This window comes from Marinobacter sp. EVN1, from assembly GCF_000475375.1.
GTDB classification, from domain to species: Bacteria; Pseudomonadota; Gammaproteobacteria; order Pseudomonadales; family Oleiphilaceae; genus Marinobacter; species Marinobacter nauticus.
In genome coordinates this window covers 256,585-274,365 of the sequence record NZ_AXCB01000023.1, presented here as the reverse complement: position 1 = coordinate 274,365, position 17,781 = coordinate 256,585, and the positions used below count along the sequence as shown (strand labels likewise).

Here is a 17,781-nt window from a genome sequence, read left to right as displayed (position 1 = left end):
CAGCCGACGATTCCGGCAGTGCACAAATAAAAACGCCGGCGTCTGTTGCCAGGACGCCGGCGTTTTTGCTTCCCCGGAAGATTAGTCTTTCAACTGATCTCGAATCAATTTCTTGTTGATCTTGCCGACGCTGGTCTTGGGAATGTCTTCCACAAAACGCATCTGCTCGGGAATCGCCCATTTATTAATGTCGCCACTGTCGACAAACTGTTGCAGGTGCTGCTTGATATCCTGCTCAGAGATGGATTCTCCGGGCTTCAGGGTGATCAGGGCGTAGGGACGTTCCCCCCATTTCTCATCGGGCACACCTACCACCGCAGCCCCGGCAACGGCAGGGTGCTGGCTGATCATGTTCTCCAGGTCGAGCGACGACAGCCATTCGCCTCCGGTCTTGATCACATCCTTGATGCGGTCTTTGATGGTCAGCGTGTTGTCCGGCTCCATGGAGGCGACATCACCGGTGTGTAACCAGCCGCCTTCCCACAGTTCCTCGCCTTTGTCCGGCTGTTTGAAGTAGCTCTGGGTCAGCCAGGGGGCCCGGGCGACCACTTCACCTTTGGCTTCGCCATCATGGGGTACCGGTTTGCCATCAGGATCGACAATTTCCAGTTCCACCATGGGCACGGCTTTACCGGTCTTCACCCGGATTGCGGTTTGCTGCTCCAGGGCCAGTTCAAGATCCGCCGGGGAGAGGTGCGTGGTGCTCAGCAGCGGGCAGGTTTCCGACATGCCGTAGCCGGTGAACATCTTGATGCCCAGTTTCGCCCCCGCATCGCACAGGCCTTTGGTCAGGGCGCTGCCACCGATGAGCACATGCCAGTTGCTCAGGTCCGCGGTCTTGATGGACTCGGTGGCCATCATCATCTGCATGATGGTGGGCACGCAGTGGGAGAAGCTGACTTTGTGCTCCTTGAGCAGATCCACCAGCAACTCGGGTTCATAGCGACCGGGATAGACCTGCTTTATTCCCATCATGGTGGCCGCGTAAGGCACGCCCCAGGCGTGAACGTGGAACATGGGCGTAACCGGCATATACACCGAGGATGAACGCAACAGCGGCATTTCGTCGAAATGGGAGATGCTGCCGGCCATGGAAAGCGTATGCAGTACCAGCTGGCGGTGGCTGAAATACACGCCTTTCGGGTTACCGGTGGTGCCGGTGGTGTAGAAAGTGGTGGCGACGCTGTTCTCGTCGAAATCGGGGAAGTCGAAGTGGTCGCTGGCCCCCGCGAGCAGGGCTTCGTACTCGCCGTGGGTGTCGAAAGAGGCATTGCCCGGCTTGTCGCTGTCGGTTACCTGAATCCAGGTTTTGACGGTTTTGATCTCGTCTTTCACGCCCTCGATGATGGGCAGGAAGTCATCGTGCACCAGTACCGCGTCGTCTTCGGCGTGGTTCATGGTGTAAACGATCTGCTCCGGCGACAGGCGCACGTTGACCGTGTGCAGTATGGCGCCAATCATCGGAATCGCAAAGAAACACTCAAGGTACCGTGGGGTATCCCAATCCATCACAGCCACGGTATCGCCGGGTTTGATACCGGCGTCTGTCAGGGCATTGGCAAGTCGATGGATGCGTTCGACAAGGTCCTTGTAGGTGTACTTGCTGCGATCGGCGTAAACGATTTCCTGGTCCGGGTTGTAGCGGGGGCCGGACATCAGTAACCGCTTGATCAGGAGCTGGTACTGGTGGGCATTGTCAGCCGGTTTGAGAATTCGGGGTTGAGCCATGTTGTTGTCCTCTTTCTCTGCTTATGTTTGTTGTCACGGTAAGAAAGACGGGCTGAGTGGGGCTTATCCGTAGGTACAGAGATAAGCAGTATCGGCATCCGTTTTTGCTTTGAAGCTTGCTTGCCCCGCTACCTCAAAGCTCTCGCCGGCGCCGAAGGTTTGCCAGTCTTGCTGGCCTGGCAGCAGCACGGTCAGTTCACCGCTGACGACCGTCATGGTTTCTTTTTCTGAGGTGCCGAATTCGTATTCCCCGGCACTGATAACACCGATTGTGGCAGGCAGTGTGCTGGACTGGAAAGCCACTGATTTTACCTTGCCATCGAAGTATTCATTGACTGTCAGCATGTCTGGTATTCCTTGAAATGGTTTGCAGCCTACTATACTGGAAATTCCTGTGCTGCCAATCACAAACTATTGGTTTGAGGTGCCTTTTTCAGTGTGGGTTGGCATCTCTGGCTCTAGCTCCTCTAGACCGCTACTGAGCTTATGGGTCTCCGGGTCGTATCGTTCCTGCAGTTCATCCTTGATAGTGCCTGCCCATAGTTTGGTGCCGGTGAAATAACCGGCCCGGCCTATGACATGGGCGGCAATGGGAGCGGTCAAAAGAATGAAGATAACAATGGCAACGGCGCGAGCGGCCACGGTGCTATCCCCGAAATAGAACGCCACGCCACCCATGGTCATCATGGCCCCGAGGGCACCGGCTTTGGTCGTGGCGTGCATACGGGTGGGGAGATCGGGCAACCTGAGAACGCCGATGGCGGCCAGTACCATGAAAGCAGCGCCTGCCAGAAGCAGAACGGATACCAGTATTTCAATCATTCTTAACGCCTCCGCGCTCCACGAATCTGGCGAAGCCGATGGCTGCCAGAAAGGCTGTCAGGGCGATAACAATGGCAACATCCAGGAAACTGGCTACGCCGGTATCAATCGCGTGCACACCCACGTAGCCAACCACGATGGAGGCGATCAGCTCCAGTGCGACCACCCGGTCCGGCAGGGACGGACCACGGGTAAGCCGAATGAAGGCAAAGAGCAGCGCCAGAGACAGCATCAGATAGACAATATTGATCACAACACTCAGCATGGCTGGCCTCCTAGCGTGTCACCTTCAGGATTCGGCGTTCGAGTTCTCTCAGGTCGTTTCTGAGTTGCTCTTCGTCGTGAAGAAACATGGCGTGAATAAACAGCACCTTTCGATCGTCAGAAACATCCAGGCTCAGGGTTCCGGGGGTGAGAGAAATGACGCTGCTGACAAAGAGAATTTCCATATCGGTCTCGGCCCGGAGCGGAAACGCGATCACTCCCGGCTTCATGTGCCAGACCGGCGTTGCGATGTCATAGGCGACCCTCAGATTCGACTTCACCAGTTCTTTCAGGAAATACACCAGGAAAGCGGCGAGACGGGGAATCCGGCGGGAATACCCTTTCAGCACCGGCACCTGTTTCTGCAGCACCATGAGGGCGACGTAGCCAAAGATAAAACCTGCCAGCAGGTTCATGGCCGTGATGCTACCCGTGAGGGTTACCCAGGCCAGAGCCAGCAGTAAATTCCAGAACAGGCCGATCATTCAGGTTGCCCTCCCAGAACCGCTTCTATGTAAAGCTGCGGGTTCATCAGCTGCTCGGCGGCGGATTCTGCAAGCACGTAAATGGGCTGACCATAGAGGCCAATAATCAGTGTGCACACCGCAAGCCCGACCACCGGGGTGTAGTAGGCCCAACTGCGTTTGTCTTTGATGTCACCATTGAGCCGTCTGGTGTCGGTAACGTGCTCGGGGACTTTCTTCCAGAACACTTCCGCCCAGATCTTGATCATGGAGTAGAGGGTCAGCAAGCCCACGAGCAAGGCGACCGCTGCGACAAGATATTCGCTGGATTCCAGTGTGGCACGGACAACAACGAACTTGGCGAAAAAGCCGGACAAGGGCGGAATACCTGCCAGCGACAGGGCCGGAATCAGGAATAGTAACGCCAGGTAAGGGCGCTGACGATACACGCCACCCAGGTCTTTCAGCTCATAGCTGCCCAGCAGGCGATAGGTGATGCCGCTCACCAGGAACAGATTCGTTTTAACGATGATGTGATGCATGATGTAAAACACACCGCCAATCAGCGCCAGGGGCGTAAACAAGGCTAGTCCCAGAAGCATGTAGCCGATCTGGCTGACGATGTGGAAGGACAGAATCCTGCGGAACTCGAACTGTGCGGCGGCGCCGAGTACACCGGTCAGCATGGTCAGTGCCGCCGCCCAGAGCAGGATGGTGTGGGTGTATTCAACATCCTGGGTGAATATCAGTGTGAATACCCGATAGAGCGCATACACCCCGACCTTCGTCAGCAATCCCGCAAACAGTGCGGATACTGCGACCTGAGGGGTGTGGTACGAGGCCGGGAGCCAGAAAAACAGTGGGAATGCCGCCGCCTTGATACCGAACGACACCATGAACATGAGCGACACCACCGTGATCATGCCTGGATCATCAACCCGGCTTACCTTCTGGGCGATATCCGCCATGTTGAGGGTGCCCACCATGCCGTACAGCAGGCCGACGGCTGACAGGAATAGGGCCGATGAGAACAGGTTCAGGGTAACGTATTTGATGGCGCCTTCCATCTGGGCACGCTCGCCACCGAGGGTGAGCAGGGCAAAGGAGGCCAGCAGCATGACCTCAAACCAGACGAAGAGGTTGAAAATATCGCCGGTCAGGAAGGCACCAGCGACCCCGGCAAGCAACAGGTGCATCAGCGGGTAGTAGCCGAACCTTTCGTGGCCCGGAGGCGTTGAAGCCAGGGAGTAGATGGCGATGGCGAGCCCGATAATGCCAGTCAGCACAATCATGATGGCGCTGAGGATGTCCGCCACCAGCACAATGCTGAACGGCGCCGGCCAGCTGCCCATTTCAACCACCAGAAAGCCTTTGTCGATGGTTGAGCGCATCAGCCAGATGCTGGCGGCCAGCAAAAGAGCGGTGGCTACCACGCCAACCAGGCGTTGCAGCTGAACCGAGCGCCACAGCGCCAGGGACAGGGCGCCGGCGGTCAGGGGGATCAGAATCGGGAGAACAACTTCCAGGTTCAAGTGTCGGTATCCTTCATCTTGTCCAGATCATCGGTGCCCACAACTTCGTATGCCCGGCGGATCAGAACCACCGCAAAGGCCAGAACGCTGAACGCGATCACGATAGCCGTAAGGATGAGGGCCTGGGGTAACGGATCTGCCACCGTTCCAGCCACCTGCTTCGCGCCGTCGGCTATCAGCGGAGGTGCGCCCCGGGTTAGACCCGACACCACAAAAATCAGCAGGTTTGCCGCATTGCTCAGAATGATCAGGCCAATAACGATTTTCACGATGGAGCGTCTGAGCATCATGTAGATACTGGCCGCGAACAAGATACCAACCACAAGGGCCATCAGGCTTTCCATAGCGATGCTCCCCGTTCAAAAAACTGTGTTCGCCTCATCCCTCAACCTCCATCAGACCGATCACGAATGTCATCAGTGTGCCAAGGACCGCCAGATACACGCCAATGTCGAAGACGAGTACGGTCGATAACTTCAGGTAGCTGTCACCCGGCAGCGGAAGCTCCCACCAGTGGGCGGTGAGCATGGCCTGACCAGACAACAGGGCCGGAATTGTGGATGCCAGCCCGAACAGCAGGCCGGCTGCCAGGAGATCCTTCGGGTGCACCCGAAGGAGTTTGCGGGTGGCTTCCGCGCCGAAGGCGAAGGCGTAGAGAACAAACGCGCTTGCAGCGACCAGGCCCCCGATGAAACCGCCGCCGGGTTCGTCGTGCCCGCGCAAAAGCAGGAACACCGAAAACATCAGCTGCAGCGGCATGATCGCCAATGCCGCGGTGTGGAGAATCACGGTGTTGGATTTCATGGCTTGTACTGGTCCTCCGCCCTGAGCTTGATCATGGAGTAAACGCCAATTGCGGCAAGACCCAGTACAAATATTTCCCCCAGAGTATCCAGTTGCCGGAAGTCCACCAGAATTACGTTGACGATATTTTTGCCAAACGCCAGACCATAGCTGTTTTCAACGTAGTAGCTGGAAATGCTGTCAAAGTACTGGATATCCAGAACAGCAAGAATGATGAGCGTCATCACCACGCCCGCAAACACTGCGACAGACAGGTCCCGGTAACGTTCCCAGGACGAGGACAGCTTGGCAAACGGTGGCAGCCGGAACAGCACCAGCACAAGCAGAATGACGGTGAGGGTCTCCACCAGTAGTTGGGTAATGCCCAGATCCGGTGCACTGAAGTGAATGAAGGTCAGGGCCACACCAAAGCCCAGTACCCCCAGCGAAGCAACCGAGCCAAGCCGGGACCGGGTGACACAGGCAAAGACGGTCGCAGCGACAATCAGGAGCGCGATTCCCCACTCGTAGAAATAACTGTCACTGAAGTCAAAATCCAGCTGGAGACCATGCCGGGTCAGCAGGGTATAGCCTGCCAGAGAGAAGGTGACAAGAACCAGTACCAGAAGATAGATTCCGAGAACGCCGTTCTGCAGGAGCCGGGTCTGCCAGCCCGCAACCTGACTGATCCCTTCCATAAAGCGGAAATAACCCGCCTCGGGGCCGATTCGGCTGGCGGCGGTATTAAGCGCATACAGGGTTGGCTGCAGTCGGCGCCAGCCTACCACCAGGAACGAGCCTGCCAGGAGACTGAGACCGGAAAGCATCAGGGGAAGGTTGATGCCATGCCAGAGGGCGAGGGCGGTTTCTACCGGGTAGCCGGAGACTGCTGAAATAGCGGCGTCCAGAACCAGATTTGCGGGCAGAGATGGCATGATTCCGAAAACCAGGGCGAGCAGTGCCAGCACGCCGGGGCCGATCAGCATCGCAAACGGAGCCTCGTGGGGCAGTTTGGGTGTTTTGACAACCGGGCCGAAAAAAGGCTTGATAATCACCAGGCCGGCGACGGCTACCACAAGAATGGCCGAGAGAACGGCTGCCACCAGCAGCCCGGTTTGCCATACCGGCGCATTCAACAACGACTCCAGCAACAGCTCCTTCGCCACGAAACCGAACAACGGCGGCAGGCCCGCCAGCGATAAGGCCGTGAGGCCGGTGATCACGGCTGTTTTGGGCATGCGATGCCTGAGGCCGCCCATCCTGGTAATGTCTTTGGTGCCGGTTTCGTGGTCCAGTGCGCCGGCGAGCATAAACAAGGCGCCCTTATACAGCGAGTGGGCCACCAGGAAACAGATGAAAGCTGTGATGGCCAGTTCCGTCCCCACGCCCACCAACATGGTCAGGGTGCCCAGCGCCATCACCGTGGAATAGGCCAGAACCTTTTTGATGCCGGTGCTGCTGTAGGCAAGATAGGCGCCGGTGAGCATAGTGACGGCACCAAACACCAACAGCGAGCCGCTCCACAGCATGTCTCCGTTCATTGACGGGTTCAGGCGGGCCAGCAGATACACACCTGCCTTCACCATGGTGGCGGAATGCAGGTAGGCCGAAACCGGGGTGGGGGCAGCCATGGCGTTTGGTAACCAGAAGTGGAAAGGCACCTGCGCGGATTTGGTAAAGGCGCCAATCAGTATGCAGACTGCTGCCGCGGTGTAATACGGGTGCTCATGAATGGACAGTTCTGTCGCCAGAAGGCCCGAGAAGGAGGAATCCCCGGTGATAATAATCAGCAGGATCAGGCCCGCCATCAACACGAGCCCGCCACCTGCGGTTACGAACAGGCCCTGGAGGGCAAACTTGCGCGCGTCGGTATCTTCATGGTTGAAGCCGATCAGCATGTAGGAGGTGATGCTGGTCAGTTCCCAGAACACAAAAAAGGTAATGAGGTTGTCCGAGAGTACCAGCCCGAGCATCGAGGCCATGAACGACAACATGATGATGTAGAACCTTGCCAGGTCTTTGTGGCCTTTAAGATAGGAACCCGCGTAGATCAGAATGAAGGTGCCGATGCCGCTGATCAGAAGGGCGAACGCCAGGGACAGGCCATCAACCATGAAGTCCAGGGTAATCCCGAGGCCTGGCATCCAGGGCGTTTCAAACAGGAGTTTTTCACCACCACGGATCGCGGGAATCAGGCTGGCGAAGTAGGCGGTGAGGGAGGCGGGTAGCAGAGCCAGTACCCAGCCGATGTAACTGCCTGCCAAACGATATAGCGCCGGTACCGCGACCGCCAGCATAAATCCGGATAGCACAGCCAGTAACATCATGGGAGAGGACTCCTTAAAGACCTGACTTTACGCGTATTGAAATATATCGGTGCCGGTAGCCTTTTGATTTATACGATTGTTTTGAACAAAAGGCTCAATGAGCCCTTGAATAGCAAGGGCTCATTGATCCCAGGTCTGACCGCGAGTTTCCTCAGAGGTTCTGACTTCCAGGTGCATGGCGGCCTTTGCCAGGAAGTTAGCGCTGATGGGCGCCGTCATGAACAGGAACGCCGTGATCAGGATTTCCTCGATCCCGATGCCTCGTCCAAGCGTGCTGAAGTAGATCACGGAGCTGATCACGATAGCGCCAACGCCAACCGTGGTGGCTTTGGTCGGGCCGTGTAGCCGGGTGTAGAAATCCGGCAGTCGAGCCAGACCAATGGCACCGATGAGAGTAAAAACGCCACCGATAATCAGCATGGCGGAAATGGCGTATTCTGCGAAGGTGCTCATAGGGTGTCCTCCGGGTTATTCAATGACGCTGCCGCGCTTGAGGTATTTGGCCATGGCGACGGTTCCAACAAATCCCATAACCGCAATCAGCAGCGCAGACTCAAGGTACATGCGCGTTTTCAGCGTGATGCCCAACAGAATGATCAATGCGATGGCGTTAATGTAGAGGGTGTCCAGCGCCAGTATCCGGTCCGGCGCATCCGGGCCCTTGATCAGGCGGTAAACGTTCAGCAAGGCGGCCAGCGTGACCATGGCAATGGTGATGTAGAGCGCGGTTAGCATCATTGGAACATCTCCAGCAAAGGCTTTTCGTACCGGTTCCGGATGGTGTCGATGACTTCCTGCTCGTCCTCGGCGTCCAGGGCATGAATCAGCAGCAGTGTGTTGTCATCGCTCACATCCGCGCTAACGGTGCCCGGCGTCAGGGAAATGGTGCTGGCGAGAATGCTGATAGCCAGCGGATCCTTGAGTTCCAGGGTGTAGCAGATGAACATCGGGCGTGGTTCGCGAGGGCTCAGTATCAGCCTTGCCACATCAACGCTGGCGACCACAATGTCCCACAGAACCCGCAACAGGTAGGCAGGTGTCTTCCAGGCCTTGAGCAAGGTGGGTGGATCTGGCCAGAAACCCTGGGTCATCAGGGGGATTATCCAGGCCAGGATCAGTCCAAGAACAATACTGCCGCCACTGATGCCGTCACTCAGAAATTGCCACATGACGAACAGGGTCAGGCTCAGCCAGGGGTGGGGAAACCTCAGTCGATCAAGCATCAGTCATCCTCCCCGACCATAGGCATCTGCAGGATTTCGATATAGGCATTGTTATTGTGTAGCTGTTCGGCCGTTGCATCGGTATAGCGTGTTATTGGACCGGCAAACACGACCAGGACGATCGCCAGTGCTGTGAGCGCGCCAGCTGCCACAGAAATCCGACCATTCAATGGGTCCGGCTTTTCCAGGTGGCCGTCGACGGTTCGCCAGAAAACAATACTGCCGGCCCGACTGTAGGCAATGATTGTGAGGAAGCTGCCAACCAGAAGCACTGACCAGAGCCAGGCCATTTCGAAACCGGGCTCAATGGACTGTAGAATCAACAGCTTGCCAATGAAGCCGCTGAGCGGAGGTAACCCGGCGGCGGCAACGGCACCGATCAGAAACAGCACGCTCAGGAAGGTGCGGTTATGCATCCTGGGCGCGGTGATGATGCGATCATTCGCGCTGCCGCGCTGGTTGGCTATCAGTTCCGATACAAGGAACAGGCCGCCGACGGTCCAGGTCGTGCTGAGCATATAGAACAAGGCGGCAGACAAGCCGGCTTCGGAGCCCAGAGAGATGGGAGCCAGCAGGGTGCCCACGGATATGATCACCTGCCAGGCCACAAGCGTCTTCAGGCTACCAGAGCCCAGAGCGCCTATGACGCCCATGGCCAGGGTGGCCAGAGCGATCGGGAACAACCAGTCCATGCCGAGATTGGCGAGCTCACCGGCTTCGTCGCCAAACACCAGTGGGTACACCCGCAGGATGGCGTAGATGCCCACCTTGGTCATGACCGCAAACAGAGCCGCAACGGGCGCCGTGGCTTTGGAGTAGGCACGGGGCAGCCAGAAACACAGCGGCAGAATGGCGGCCTTCAGGCCGAAGACTACCAGCAACATCATGCCGCCGGCCTTGACGATATTCAGGCTTTCACCGGTTACCTGGGGAACCTTGACCGCAAGGTCTGCCATATTCAGGGTGCCGGTGACGCTGTAGATCATGCCCACACTGATCAGGAAGATCGCCGAGCCGATCAGGTTGAGAACCACGTAGTGGAGGCCAGGCACAGTCCTTATGGTGCCTCCACCATGCATCAGCAAGCCGTAGGAGGCGATCAGCAGCACCTCGAAGGCAACGAAAAGGTTGAACAGGTCACCGGTCAGGAAGGCGATGTTGAGGCCCATCAACTGGAACAGGAACAGGGCGTGGAACTGTCGGTTACCCTCGTCGGCGCCGCCGATGGCATACAGGTGGCAGAACAGGGCCAGAACGGAGGTCATGACCAGCATTAGCGCGGCCAGCCGGTCCAGAACCAGGACAATCCCGAACGGCGGCTGCCAGTTGCCAAAGGCATAGATGCGGTAACTGCCGTCGTTTGCCAGCACCAGAAGGACTATGGCCGAGACCAGGATCAGCACGGTGGTTGCCAGTGCCAGGGTTCGGCGCAGCGTGATGGGGGCATAGCCCATCAGTGCCTGCAGAATGCCGCCAAGCAGAGGAATCAGAATCGGAGCGGTAAGCCAATGGTTCATTTACCGGTTACCTCCTCGTCTTCCTGCTCCGGTGCTGGCGATTTATAGGGTTGTTTGCCATCAACATGGTCATCTTCGTTATCCGCAAGGTTTCGTAGCGACATCACCACCACAAAGGCTGTCATGGCGAAGCCAATCACGATGGCCGTTAAAACCAGCGCCTGCGGCAGTGGGTCGGCATAGCTTTCCGCAGTGCCGATAATCGGTTGCTTGCCGGTAGCCAGCCGGCCAGTGGAGAACAGGAAAAGGTTTACCCCGTAAGACAGGAGTGTCAGGCCAACCACCACGGGGAACGTGCGCGCCCGCAGCAGCAGATAAACGCCGGAGGCGGTCAGGGCACCAATCACCAATGCATAGACAAGTTCCATTACGCGCCCTCCCTCTTACTCTTGATGGCCGAATGCGGCGATATGCGGCCAATGGTCACCAGCGCCAACAGGGTGGCCCCGATTACCGTGAGATAAACACCCAGGTCGAAGACCAGTGCTGAGGCTACCTCGAACTTGCCGACTACCGGCCAGGTGATATAGCCAAATGTTGAGGTCAGGAACGGATAGCCGAAGGCCAGGCTGGCCGCGCCGGCAATGGTTGCGAACAACAGGCCCAGGCCAATGACGTTGTGATATTTGAACGGAATCCGGTCCTGGGTCCAGTTCAGGCCACTGGCAATGTACTGGAGGATCAGGGCTATCGAGGTGATCAGACCCGCGATAAATCCGCCGCCGGGCAGGTTGTGTCCACGCAGGAAGATGAATGCCGACACCATCAGGGACAGCGGCAACAGTGGCCGGGCAATCAAGCGCAGCATTAACGGGTAGGCATCCCGTGACCAGGCATGGCCTTCGCCATCACTGGGTGGTGGCGTCAGCGGCGTATTTTTCAGCAGCGCGTAAATGCCCAGGGCAGCAATCGCCAGAACGGTGATTTCGCCCAGGGTATCAAAGCCCCGGAAGTCCACCAGGATGACGTTGACCACGTTGGTGCCGCCACCGCCCGGTTTGCTGTTCTCAAGGAAGAAATCGGAAATCGAACTGAACGGTTGCGTCAGCATGGCCAGGGTAACCAGAGTCATACCAATACCCGCAATACCCGCGATGGCGATGTCCCGGAAGCGACGTTTCAGCGGCGTTTCCACGGGTGTCCAGCCCGGCATGTAGTAGAGCGCCAGCATGAGCAGAACAATGGTCACCACTTCCACCGACAACTGGGTCATGGCCAGGTCGGGCGCCGAAAAGCGGGCAAAAGCCAGTGCAACGATCAGGCCCACCACACTCAGCACAACCAGCGCGTAAAACCGCTGCCGGTGTACGGCCGCCGTCAACAGGGCACAAATGATCAGTACGCCTGCGGCAATGGCGGTGGGCCAGTCCACAGGGCTCAGCCCGGTCTCACCAATGAAGATGCCCAGATCCAGCAGTGGCATGGCAGCGACTGCCAGTACGCTGACCACAAGCAGCATGCCGTATCTTTGCAGAGAGCCGTTCTCGATTCTTGCCGTAAAGCCGTTCGCCAGGTCGACAATCCGCAGTACGATCGCTTCGAATACGGCCTTCTCGTCGATTTCCTTGAAGCGCGCGTGGAAATCAAAGAACTTCTGGCGCTGGCTATACATGATCAAACCGCCAAAGAAAGCCGCAAAACTCATGATCAGTGGCAGGTTAAAGCCATGGATAACCGCCAGTTGATAATCCGGCACCTCGCCGCCAAGGGTGGCGTGGGCGGCAGCGTATAGCAGAGGCCCGACCGATACCGCCGGGAACATGCCTACCATGATGCAGGCGAAGACCAGGATCTCCACCGGGATTTTCATGTACCGGGGCGGTTCGTGGGGCGGGTAGATGGGCAGATTGACGGGCTTGCCGTTAAAGAACACGTCGTGAATAAAACGTGCGGAATAGGCGACCGCAAAAATACCGGCCAGCGTGGCGACGATCGGTGGCAGCCAGGCCCAGATGCCGGGCAGATTCAGTTGCAGGGACTCGGCAAAGAACATTTCCTTGCTCAGGAAGCCGTTCAGCAGCGGAACCCCCGCCATGGATGACGCGGCCACCATGGCCAGAGTGGCAGTGTGGGGCATATATCGCCACAGGCCGTTAATCCGGCGCATGTCCCGGGTACCGGTTTCATGGTCGATAATACCGGCGGCCATGAACAGTGAGGCCTTGAAGGTGGCATGGTTGATTACGTGGAATACCGCTGCCACCGCCGCCAGCTCGGTACCCATACCGAACAGCAGCGTGATCAGGCCAAGGTGGCTGACAGTGGAATGCGCCAGCAGCCCTTTCAGATCGTGCTTGAACATGGCCACGTAGGCGCCAATCAGCAAAGTTGCCATGCCGGTAAAACTGACCATGTAGAACCATTGTTCCGTACCAGCCAACGCCGGATACAAACGCGCCATCAGGAAAATCCCGGCCTTGACCATGGTGGCGGAGTGCAGGTAGGCCGAAACCGGCGTTGGCGCCTGCATGGCATGGGGTAGCCAGAAATGGAACGGGAACTGGGCAGACTTGGTAAAGGCGCCCAGCAGTACCAGCGTCAGGGCGACGGGGTACATGGCGTGGGCTTTGATAACATCGCCGGCCGCCAGCACATCGTCCAGTTCAAAGCTGCCGACAATGTTGCCGATGATCAGAATGCCCGCGAGCAACGCCAGCCCACCGCCACCGGTCACCGCCAGCGCCATGCGGGCGCCACGACGAGCGTCCTGTTTGTGGTTCCAGAAACTGATGAGCAGGAACGAGGTGAGACTGGTCAGTTCCCAGAAAATCATCATCAGCAAGAGATTGCTGGAGAGTACGATGCCCAGCATGGAGCCTTTGAAACAGAGCAGCAGCGCGTAAAACTTCCCGATATTCTCGGCCGGCTTCAGGTAATAGCGGGCATAGAGAATAATCAGCACGCCAATAATCAGAATCAGCAGTGCGAACAGCAGAGACAGTCCATCGAGGCGGAAGCTGAAGGAAATGCCGATCGCCGGTAACCACTCCCAGGATTGCAGGACGGTGCCACCGTTGGCCAGTGTTTCCCAGTGCGGAAACAGGGCAGCCAGGGCAATAAGCGCCGGAACAGAAGAGGCAATCGCAATTGCTGTTCGCCCTCCAAGGGCAAACAGCGGGGCAGCTATAGCCCCCAGAAATGGCAGAAATACAACCAGCGGTAGCGACATCGCAACCTCGTTATCGGTGTTCTTTTACATGAGTACCAAAGGCGTGTTTGCCTGAGTCTAGTCTCCGACCAGCCACCGTGCACGATGAGCATCGGGATCGGGTCGGCATGGATCGGGTGGATTCAGCAGGAAACAGGCGGGTCCGGGAAATACGGAAGGCGTCCCCGATGCCGCGCGATGTCAGCGGTAACGGGTGGGCGGGTGATTCTAATGCAGCCGAAGGACCTTGCGGTCATGGTTGCTCCGTCAGTCAAACTTGAAATGCGATGATACGTGGCCCGTCGGTCAGGTCAAGTCAACTTGCCATTGATCAAGTGTATACTCCCGATAAATATTCGATGAGAGTGCGCCATGACCAACGCCTATCCCAACCTGCTGAAACCGCTTGATCTGGGGTTCACTGAGCTCAAGAACCGGGTGCTGATGGGGTCGATGCATACCGGCCTCGAAGACCGTTTCTGGAACATCCACAAGTTTGCCCGGTATTTTGCCGAACGGGCGGAAGGTGGCGTCGGGCTCATGGTAACCGGTGGCTTTTCTCCCAACCTGGTGGGGCAGCTGGCCCCGCTGGCGTCGACGATGAATAACCGTGCGACTGCTTTGTTGCATCGTCATGTGACCGGGGCCGTGCATGAAGCGGGCGGAAAAATCTGCCTGCAATTGCTGCACGCCGGGCGTTACGGTTATCAGCCGCTGATCGTGTCGGCCTCGGCCACCAAGGCACCGATCAGCCCGTTCAAGGCCAGAGCCCTCTCGACAAAAGGTGTGGAACGGCAGATCAATGACTTCGTGAATGCCGCCAAGCTGGCTAAATTCGCCGGCTACGACGGCGTTGAGGTGATGGGCTCCGAAGGTTATTTTATCAACCAGTTCCTGTGTGAGCGCACCAACAAGCGAACCGACAAGTGGGGCGGGCCCTATGAAAACCGAATGCGCTTGCCGGTGGAGATCGTTCGCCGCATGCGTGAGGCGGTCGGGCCGGAATTCATCATTATTTACCGCCTGTCCATGCTGGATCTGGTGGAAGGCGGCCAGACCTGGGAGCAGATCGTCACTCTGGGCAAGGCCATCGAGAAAGCCGGTGCAACCATTATCAACACGGGTATTGGCTGGCATGAGGCCCGCGTCCCCACCATCGTGACCTCGGTGCCCCGCGGCGGCTTTGCGGATGTGACAGCCAAGTTCTATGGCGAGGTGGACATCCCGGTGTGTACCACCAACCGTATCAATACGCCTGAAAAAGGCGAGGAAATCCTTGCTGCCGGTAAGGCTGACATGGTGTCCATGGCTCGCCCGCTGCTGGCCGACAGCGAGTTTGTCCGCAAGGCGGAACAGGGACGCGGCGACGAGATCAATACCTGTATCGCCTGCAACCAGGCGTGTCTGGACCATGTGTTCCAGGCCAAGCGCGCCTCCTGTCTGGTAAACCCCCGCGCCTGCCACGAAACCGAACTGGTGCTCACGGTAGCGCCTGTTGTCAGGCGCGTAGCGGTGGTCGGCGCCGGTCCCGCTGGCCTGGCAGCAGCCACCACGGCGGCAAAACGGGGGCACAAGGTGACCCTGTTTGAAGCTGACGACAAAATTGGCGGCCAGTTCAATTACGCCAAACGTATTCCGGGCAAGGAAGAGTTCTACGAAACCCTGCGCTATTTTCAGCGTCAGATTGATCTGCTGGAAATCGACCTGCGGCTCGAAACCCGTGTGGGGGCCGACGAGCTGATCGAACAGGGCTTTGACGACGTGATCATCGCCACCGGCGTCAAACCACGAACACCGAAGATTGAAGGCATCGACCACCCGAAAGTGCTTGGGTACCTGGATGTACTACGCCACAACAAACCGGTGGGCAAGTCGGTGGCTGTGATCGGGGCGGGTGGTATCGGTTTTGATGTCAGTGAATTCCTGACTCACGACTTTGGCAAGCACCCGGAAGGCGAACAGGTGAGTGTGGCTGCATGGCAGGCGGAATGGGGGGTGAATCCCACGTTTGAGGGCCCCGGCGGCCTGGCTGAACGGGCGCAGACCCCATCGCCCCGCAAGATCTATCTGATGCAGCGTAAAACCGGCAAAGTCGGCGGCGGCCTGGGCAAAACCTCAGGCTGGGTGCACCGAAGCAGCCTCAAGCATCGGGACGTCGAAATGCTCCGGGGTTGCCGTTACGATCGAATCGACGATCAAGGCCTGCATATTACCCTGACCGACAAGGACGGAAAGACCGGCGAGACCAGAGTTCTGGCCGTGGACAACGTGATCATCTGCGCGGGACAGGAAAGCTATCGGGAACTGTTCGACCAGCTTGCGGATAAAGGCGTGAAAGCGCACCTCATTGGCGGTGCTGATGTGGCGGAAGAGCTGGATGCCAAAAGGGCCATCCGTCAGGGAACCGAAATCGCGGCGGCCATTTAAAAAGTGACCTGCTACGTCATCAGTTGACCGGAAGTGGCGTTCGATAGCTGTTGCCTGGATAAATGGCTATCGAACGGTTTTCAGGGCATTGGAAATCGCCTCTGCTTCGGCTTCCAATACCTGGCAACGCAGGCTGTTACCCTGCTGACTGGCCTGCGCGAGCTGCTTGCGCTTCATATCGTATAGCCGGTTAAGTACATCGGCCCGGCTCTGCTTCAACGGTGCGTTCATGGAAACGACCTCCCCCGAAGGGTTAATACTGTCAAGATTATTTACGTACAGCGGCAAAAAATCGCCTACAAGACAGTTTGATGCATAACCCGCGCCACAGAAACGCTACCAAAGACTGAATTGTGACCTGTAACACCATACTATCGGCCGAATTTTGCCCGATAGGCGCCCGGTGAAAGCTTCGTATGCCGACGAAACAGCCGGCTGAACGAGCTCACATCCTCGTATCCGACCGCCCGGGTGACCGACTCAAGCCCCCCCGTTGAGGATTCGAGTAGCCTGCGAGCCTCCTCCACACGGAGTAGTTGCAGATAGCTGGACGGTGAATCCCCTGTCGCCTGCCGGAACCGACGTAACAGCGACCTCTCGGACAATCCGGCGAAGCTGGAAAGCTCTGGCAATGAAACCGGCTCTCTGAAATGCGCCTCCAGCCAATCCTGAACCTGGTGAACCACCTTGTCTGAATGGTATCGCTTGGCCTGCAGCACGCTATAGGGAGCCTGGCTCGTGCGCCCGGCGTCAATCACAAACGCCTTCGCCAACTCCCTGGCCACCTGCGCACCTGCCAGCCGCTCAACCAGATACACCCCCAGATCCCACCAGGCCATACCACCCCCGGCGCAGGCCACAGGGCCATCAACCGTGACCAGCTTTTCGGCATGGAGATTTACAGCCGGAAACTGCCGTCTGAACTGTTCACCAAACCCCCAGTGTGTGGTGGCCTCCCGACCGTCCAGTAACCCCGCCGCCGCCAATAAAAACGCGCCGGTACAGTTACTGGCCACCTGAACATCGCCGGGCGTCGCGGCCTCAAACCTTGAAAGCCACTGAATCAGGAGGGGGTTGGTTTGCAGAACTTCATCAATGGGCGCACCAATGGTCGGAATAATCAGCAGGTCATCGGCACCCAGTTCGTCAACATCCTGCCAGGAACCATCCGCCAACAGGGTCACGCCATTGATGCATCGGCAGGGCTCGCCATCCTCGGTCAGCAGCCGGGTTCTGAACCGTGCCGTCGGCTGCTCGCCATGGATTCGTGCCCAGGTCACCCCGGCCAGACGAAACAGGTCAATCATACCGGTGATGGCGCTGGCCAGAGCTCCGTTAAAGCCGATGATGGTGACGGTTTTCACTGGGAAAATTCCTGTTTTCTGGCTTGTGGCGTTGCATGAACTGGCATGACGGCATTCTCTAAATCAGGCCGCTGGCATGGGGATTCTCTTCCGGGAGTGTGCGCAGCAAGGAAGCTGCGCTCAAGCCCCCAGGGATGGGTTCACGGCGTCTCCCGGAAGAGAATCCCCATGGCAGTGGCCGT

Annotated in this window: 18 protein-coding genes; 1 reads left to right on the top strand and 17 read right to left on the bottom strand. The window is 57.7% G+C overall.

All coding sequences use genetic code 11. From position 1 onward, the window contains the following. Positions 1-81 precede the first annotated feature (81 nt). The 15 genes from Q674_RS32840 to Q674_RS32770 all read right to left on the bottom strand — a co-directional run bounded on the left by Q674_RS32840 (position 82) and on the right by Q674_RS32770 (position 13,829). Complete coding sequence (locus Q674_RS32840) at positions 82-1,728, bottom strand: fatty acid--CoA ligase (protein WP_023009139.1); 1,647 nt, start codon at positions 1,726-1,728, stop codon at positions 82-84. Positions 1,729-1,791: 63 nt separating this feature from the next. After that, on the bottom strand, positions 1,792-2,073 hold the full coding sequence (locus tag Q674_RS32835) for a pyrimidine/purine nucleoside phosphorylase (protein ID WP_011786306.1): 282 nt from the start codon (positions 2,071-2,073) through the stop codon (positions 1,792-1,794). Between the two features lie 66 nt (positions 2,074-2,139). After that, positions 2,140-2,550: a monovalent cation/H(+) antiporter subunit G gene (gene mnhG, locus Q674_RS32830; RefSeq protein WP_014422220.1), complete on the bottom strand. Its 411-nt coding sequence runs from the start codon at positions 2,548-2,550 to the stop codon at positions 2,140-2,142. Next, on the bottom strand, positions 2,543-2,815 hold the full coding sequence (locus Q674_RS32825) for a monovalent cation/H+ antiporter complex subunit F (RefSeq protein WP_022991468.1): 273 nt from the start codon (positions 2,813-2,815) through the stop codon (positions 2,543-2,545). Before Q674_RS32825 ends, mnhG begins: the two co-directional genes overlap by 8 nt. Positions 2,816-2,825: 10 nt before the next feature. Then, positions 2,826-3,299: a Na+/H+ antiporter subunit E gene (locus Q674_RS32820; protein WP_014422219.1), complete on the bottom strand. Its 474-nt coding sequence runs from the start codon at positions 3,297-3,299 to the stop codon at positions 2,826-2,828. After that, positions 3,296-4,810, bottom strand: coding sequence for a Na+/H+ antiporter subunit D (locus Q674_RS32815; RefSeq protein ID WP_023009138.1), 1,515 nt, complete (start codon positions 4,808-4,810; stop codon positions 3,296-3,298). Before Q674_RS32815 ends, Q674_RS32820 begins: the two co-directional genes overlap by 4 nt. Then, positions 4,807-5,154, bottom strand: coding sequence for a Na+/H+ antiporter subunit C (locus Q674_RS32810; RefSeq protein WP_014422217.1), 348 nt, complete (start codon positions 5,152-5,154; stop codon positions 4,807-4,809). The genes Q674_RS32815 and Q674_RS32810 overlap by 4 nt, the downstream gene beginning before the upstream one ends. Before the next feature lie 34 nt (positions 5,155-5,188). Then, entirely contained in the window at positions 5,189-5,614 is a 426-nt protein-coding gene (locus tag Q674_RS32805; protein ID WP_011786300.1) for a Na+/H+ antiporter subunit B, read from the bottom strand. Beyond that, a complete protein-coding gene (locus Q674_RS32800; protein WP_023009137.1) occupies positions 5,611-7,920 on the bottom strand; it encodes a putative monovalent cation/H+ antiporter subunit A in 2,310 nt (769 codons plus the stop codon). The genes Q674_RS32805 and Q674_RS32800 overlap by 4 nt, the downstream gene beginning before the upstream one ends. A 120-nt stretch (positions 7,921-8,040) precedes the next feature. Then, positions 8,041-8,373 carry a Na+/H+ antiporter subunit G gene (locus tag Q674_RS32795; protein ID WP_023009136.1) on the bottom strand — a complete coding sequence of 111 codons (333 nt, stop codon included), beginning with the start codon at positions 8,371-8,373 and terminating at the stop codon, positions 8,041-8,043. Positions 8,374-8,388: 15 nt separating this feature from the next. Then, a complete protein-coding gene (locus Q674_RS32790; protein WP_011786297.1) occupies positions 8,389-8,658 on the bottom strand; it encodes a K+/H+ antiporter subunit F in 270 nt (89 codons plus the stop codon). Continuing rightward, positions 8,655-9,143 (bottom strand): Na+/H+ antiporter subunit E, encoded by a 489-nt coding sequence (locus tag Q674_RS32785; protein ID WP_023009135.1) that lies wholly within the window; start codon positions 9,141-9,143, stop codon positions 8,655-8,657. The genes Q674_RS32790 and Q674_RS32785 overlap by 4 nt, the downstream gene beginning before the upstream one ends. After that, complete coding sequence (locus Q674_RS32780) at positions 9,143-10,660, bottom strand: monovalent cation/H+ antiporter subunit D (RefSeq protein ID WP_023009134.1); 1,518 nt, start codon at positions 10,658-10,660, stop codon at positions 9,143-9,145. Before Q674_RS32780 ends, Q674_RS32785 begins: the two co-directional genes overlap by 1 nt. Beyond that, on the bottom strand, positions 10,657-11,028 hold the full coding sequence (locus Q674_RS32775) for a Na+/H+ antiporter subunit C (protein ID WP_011786294.1): 372 nt from the start codon (positions 11,026-11,028) through the stop codon (positions 10,657-10,659). Before Q674_RS32775 ends, Q674_RS32780 begins: the two co-directional genes overlap by 4 nt. Next, complete coding sequence (locus Q674_RS32770; protein ID WP_011786293.1) at positions 11,028-13,829, bottom strand: monovalent cation/H+ antiporter subunit A; 2,802 nt, start codon at positions 13,827-13,829, stop codon at positions 11,028-11,030. Before Q674_RS32770 ends, Q674_RS32775 begins: the two co-directional genes overlap by 1 nt. A gap of 351 nt (positions 13,830-14,180) precedes the next feature. Between Q674_RS32770 and Q674_RS32765 the strand changes: the two genes are divergently transcribed. Further along, positions 14,181-16,235, top strand: coding sequence for an NADPH-dependent 2,4-dienoyl-CoA reductase (locus Q674_RS32765; RefSeq protein ID WP_023009133.1), 2,055 nt, complete (start codon positions 14,181-14,183; stop codon positions 16,233-16,235). Between the two features lie 66 nt (positions 16,236-16,301). On the opposite strand, the gene Q674_RS41345 is transcribed toward Q674_RS32765, so the two are convergent. Both Q674_RS41345 and Q674_RS32760 read right to left on the bottom strand, forming a co-directional pair. After that, entirely contained in the window at positions 16,302-16,466 is a 165-nt protein-coding gene (locus Q674_RS41345) for a hypothetical protein (RefSeq protein ID WP_011786291.1), read from the bottom strand. Positions 16,467-16,606: 140 nt separating this feature from the next. Next, positions 16,607-17,599 carry a GlxA family transcriptional regulator gene (locus tag Q674_RS32760; protein ID WP_023009132.1) on the bottom strand — a complete coding sequence of 331 codons (993 nt, stop codon included), beginning with the start codon at positions 17,597-17,599 and terminating at the stop codon, positions 16,607-16,609. Positions 17,600-17,781 lie beyond the last annotated feature (182 nt).

What these genes read in the sequence shown, in the direction of transcription:
- Q674_RS32795 (WP_023009136.1), bottom strand. Translation starts at nt 8,373, where the DNA reads ATGAGCACCTTCGCAGAATACGCCATTTCCGCCATGCTGATTATCGGT.
- Q674_RS32840 (WP_023009139.1), bottom strand. Translation starts at nt 1,728, where the DNA reads ATGGCTCAACCCCGAATTCTCAAACCGGCTGACAATGCCCACCAGTAC.
- Q674_RS32825 (WP_022991468.1), bottom strand. Translation starts at nt 2,815, where the DNA reads ATGCTGAGTGTTGTGATCAATATTGTCTATCTGATGCTGTCTCTGGCG.
- Q674_RS32800 (WP_023009137.1), bottom strand. Translation starts at nt 7,920, where the DNA reads ATGATGTTACTGGCTGTGCTATCCGGATTTATGCTGGCGGTCGCGGTA.
- Q674_RS32835 (WP_011786306.1), bottom strand. Translation starts at nt 2,073, where the DNA reads ATGCTGACAGTCAATGAATACTTCGATGGCAAGGTAAAATCAGTGGCT.
- Q674_RS32805 (WP_011786300.1), bottom strand. Translation starts at nt 5,614, where the DNA reads ATGAAATCCAACACCGTGATTCTCCACACCGCGGCATTGGCGATCATG.
- mnhG (WP_014422220.1), bottom strand. Translation starts at nt 2,550, where the DNA reads ATGATTGAAATACTGGTATCCGTTCTGCTTCTGGCAGGCGCTGCTTTC.
- Q674_RS32820 (WP_014422219.1), bottom strand. Translation starts at nt 3,299, where the DNA reads ATGATCGGCCTGTTCTGGAATTTACTGCTGGCTCTGGCCTGGGTAACC.
- Q674_RS32785 (WP_023009135.1), bottom strand. Translation starts at nt 9,143, where the DNA reads ATGCTTGATCGACTGAGGTTTCCCCACCCCTGGCTGAGCCTGACCCTG.
- Q674_RS32765 (WP_023009133.1), top strand. Translation starts at nt 14,181, where the DNA reads ATGACCAACGCCTATCCCAACCTGCTGAAACCGCTTGATCTGGGGTTC.
- Q674_RS32790 (WP_011786297.1), bottom strand. Translation starts at nt 8,658, where the DNA reads ATGATGCTAACCGCGCTCTACATCACCATTGCCATGGTCACGCTGGCC.
- Q674_RS32780 (WP_023009134.1), bottom strand. Translation starts at nt 10,660, where the DNA reads ATGAACCATTGGCTTACCGCTCCGATTCTGATTCCTCTGCTTGGCGGC.
- Q674_RS32775 (WP_011786294.1), bottom strand. Translation starts at nt 11,028, where the DNA reads ATGGAACTTGTCTATGCATTGGTGATTGGTGCCCTGACCGCCTCCGGC.
- Q674_RS32770 (WP_011786293.1), bottom strand. Translation starts at nt 13,829, where the DNA reads ATGTCGCTACCGCTGGTTGTATTTCTGCCATTTCTGGGGGCTATAGCT.
- Q674_RS41345 (WP_011786291.1), bottom strand. Translation starts at nt 16,466, where the DNA reads ATGAACGCACCGTTGAAGCAGAGCCGGGCCGATGTACTTAACCGGCTA.
- Q674_RS32810 (WP_014422217.1), bottom strand. Translation starts at nt 5,154, where the DNA reads ATGGAAAGCCTGATGGCCCTTGTGGTTGGTATCTTGTTCGCGGCCAGT.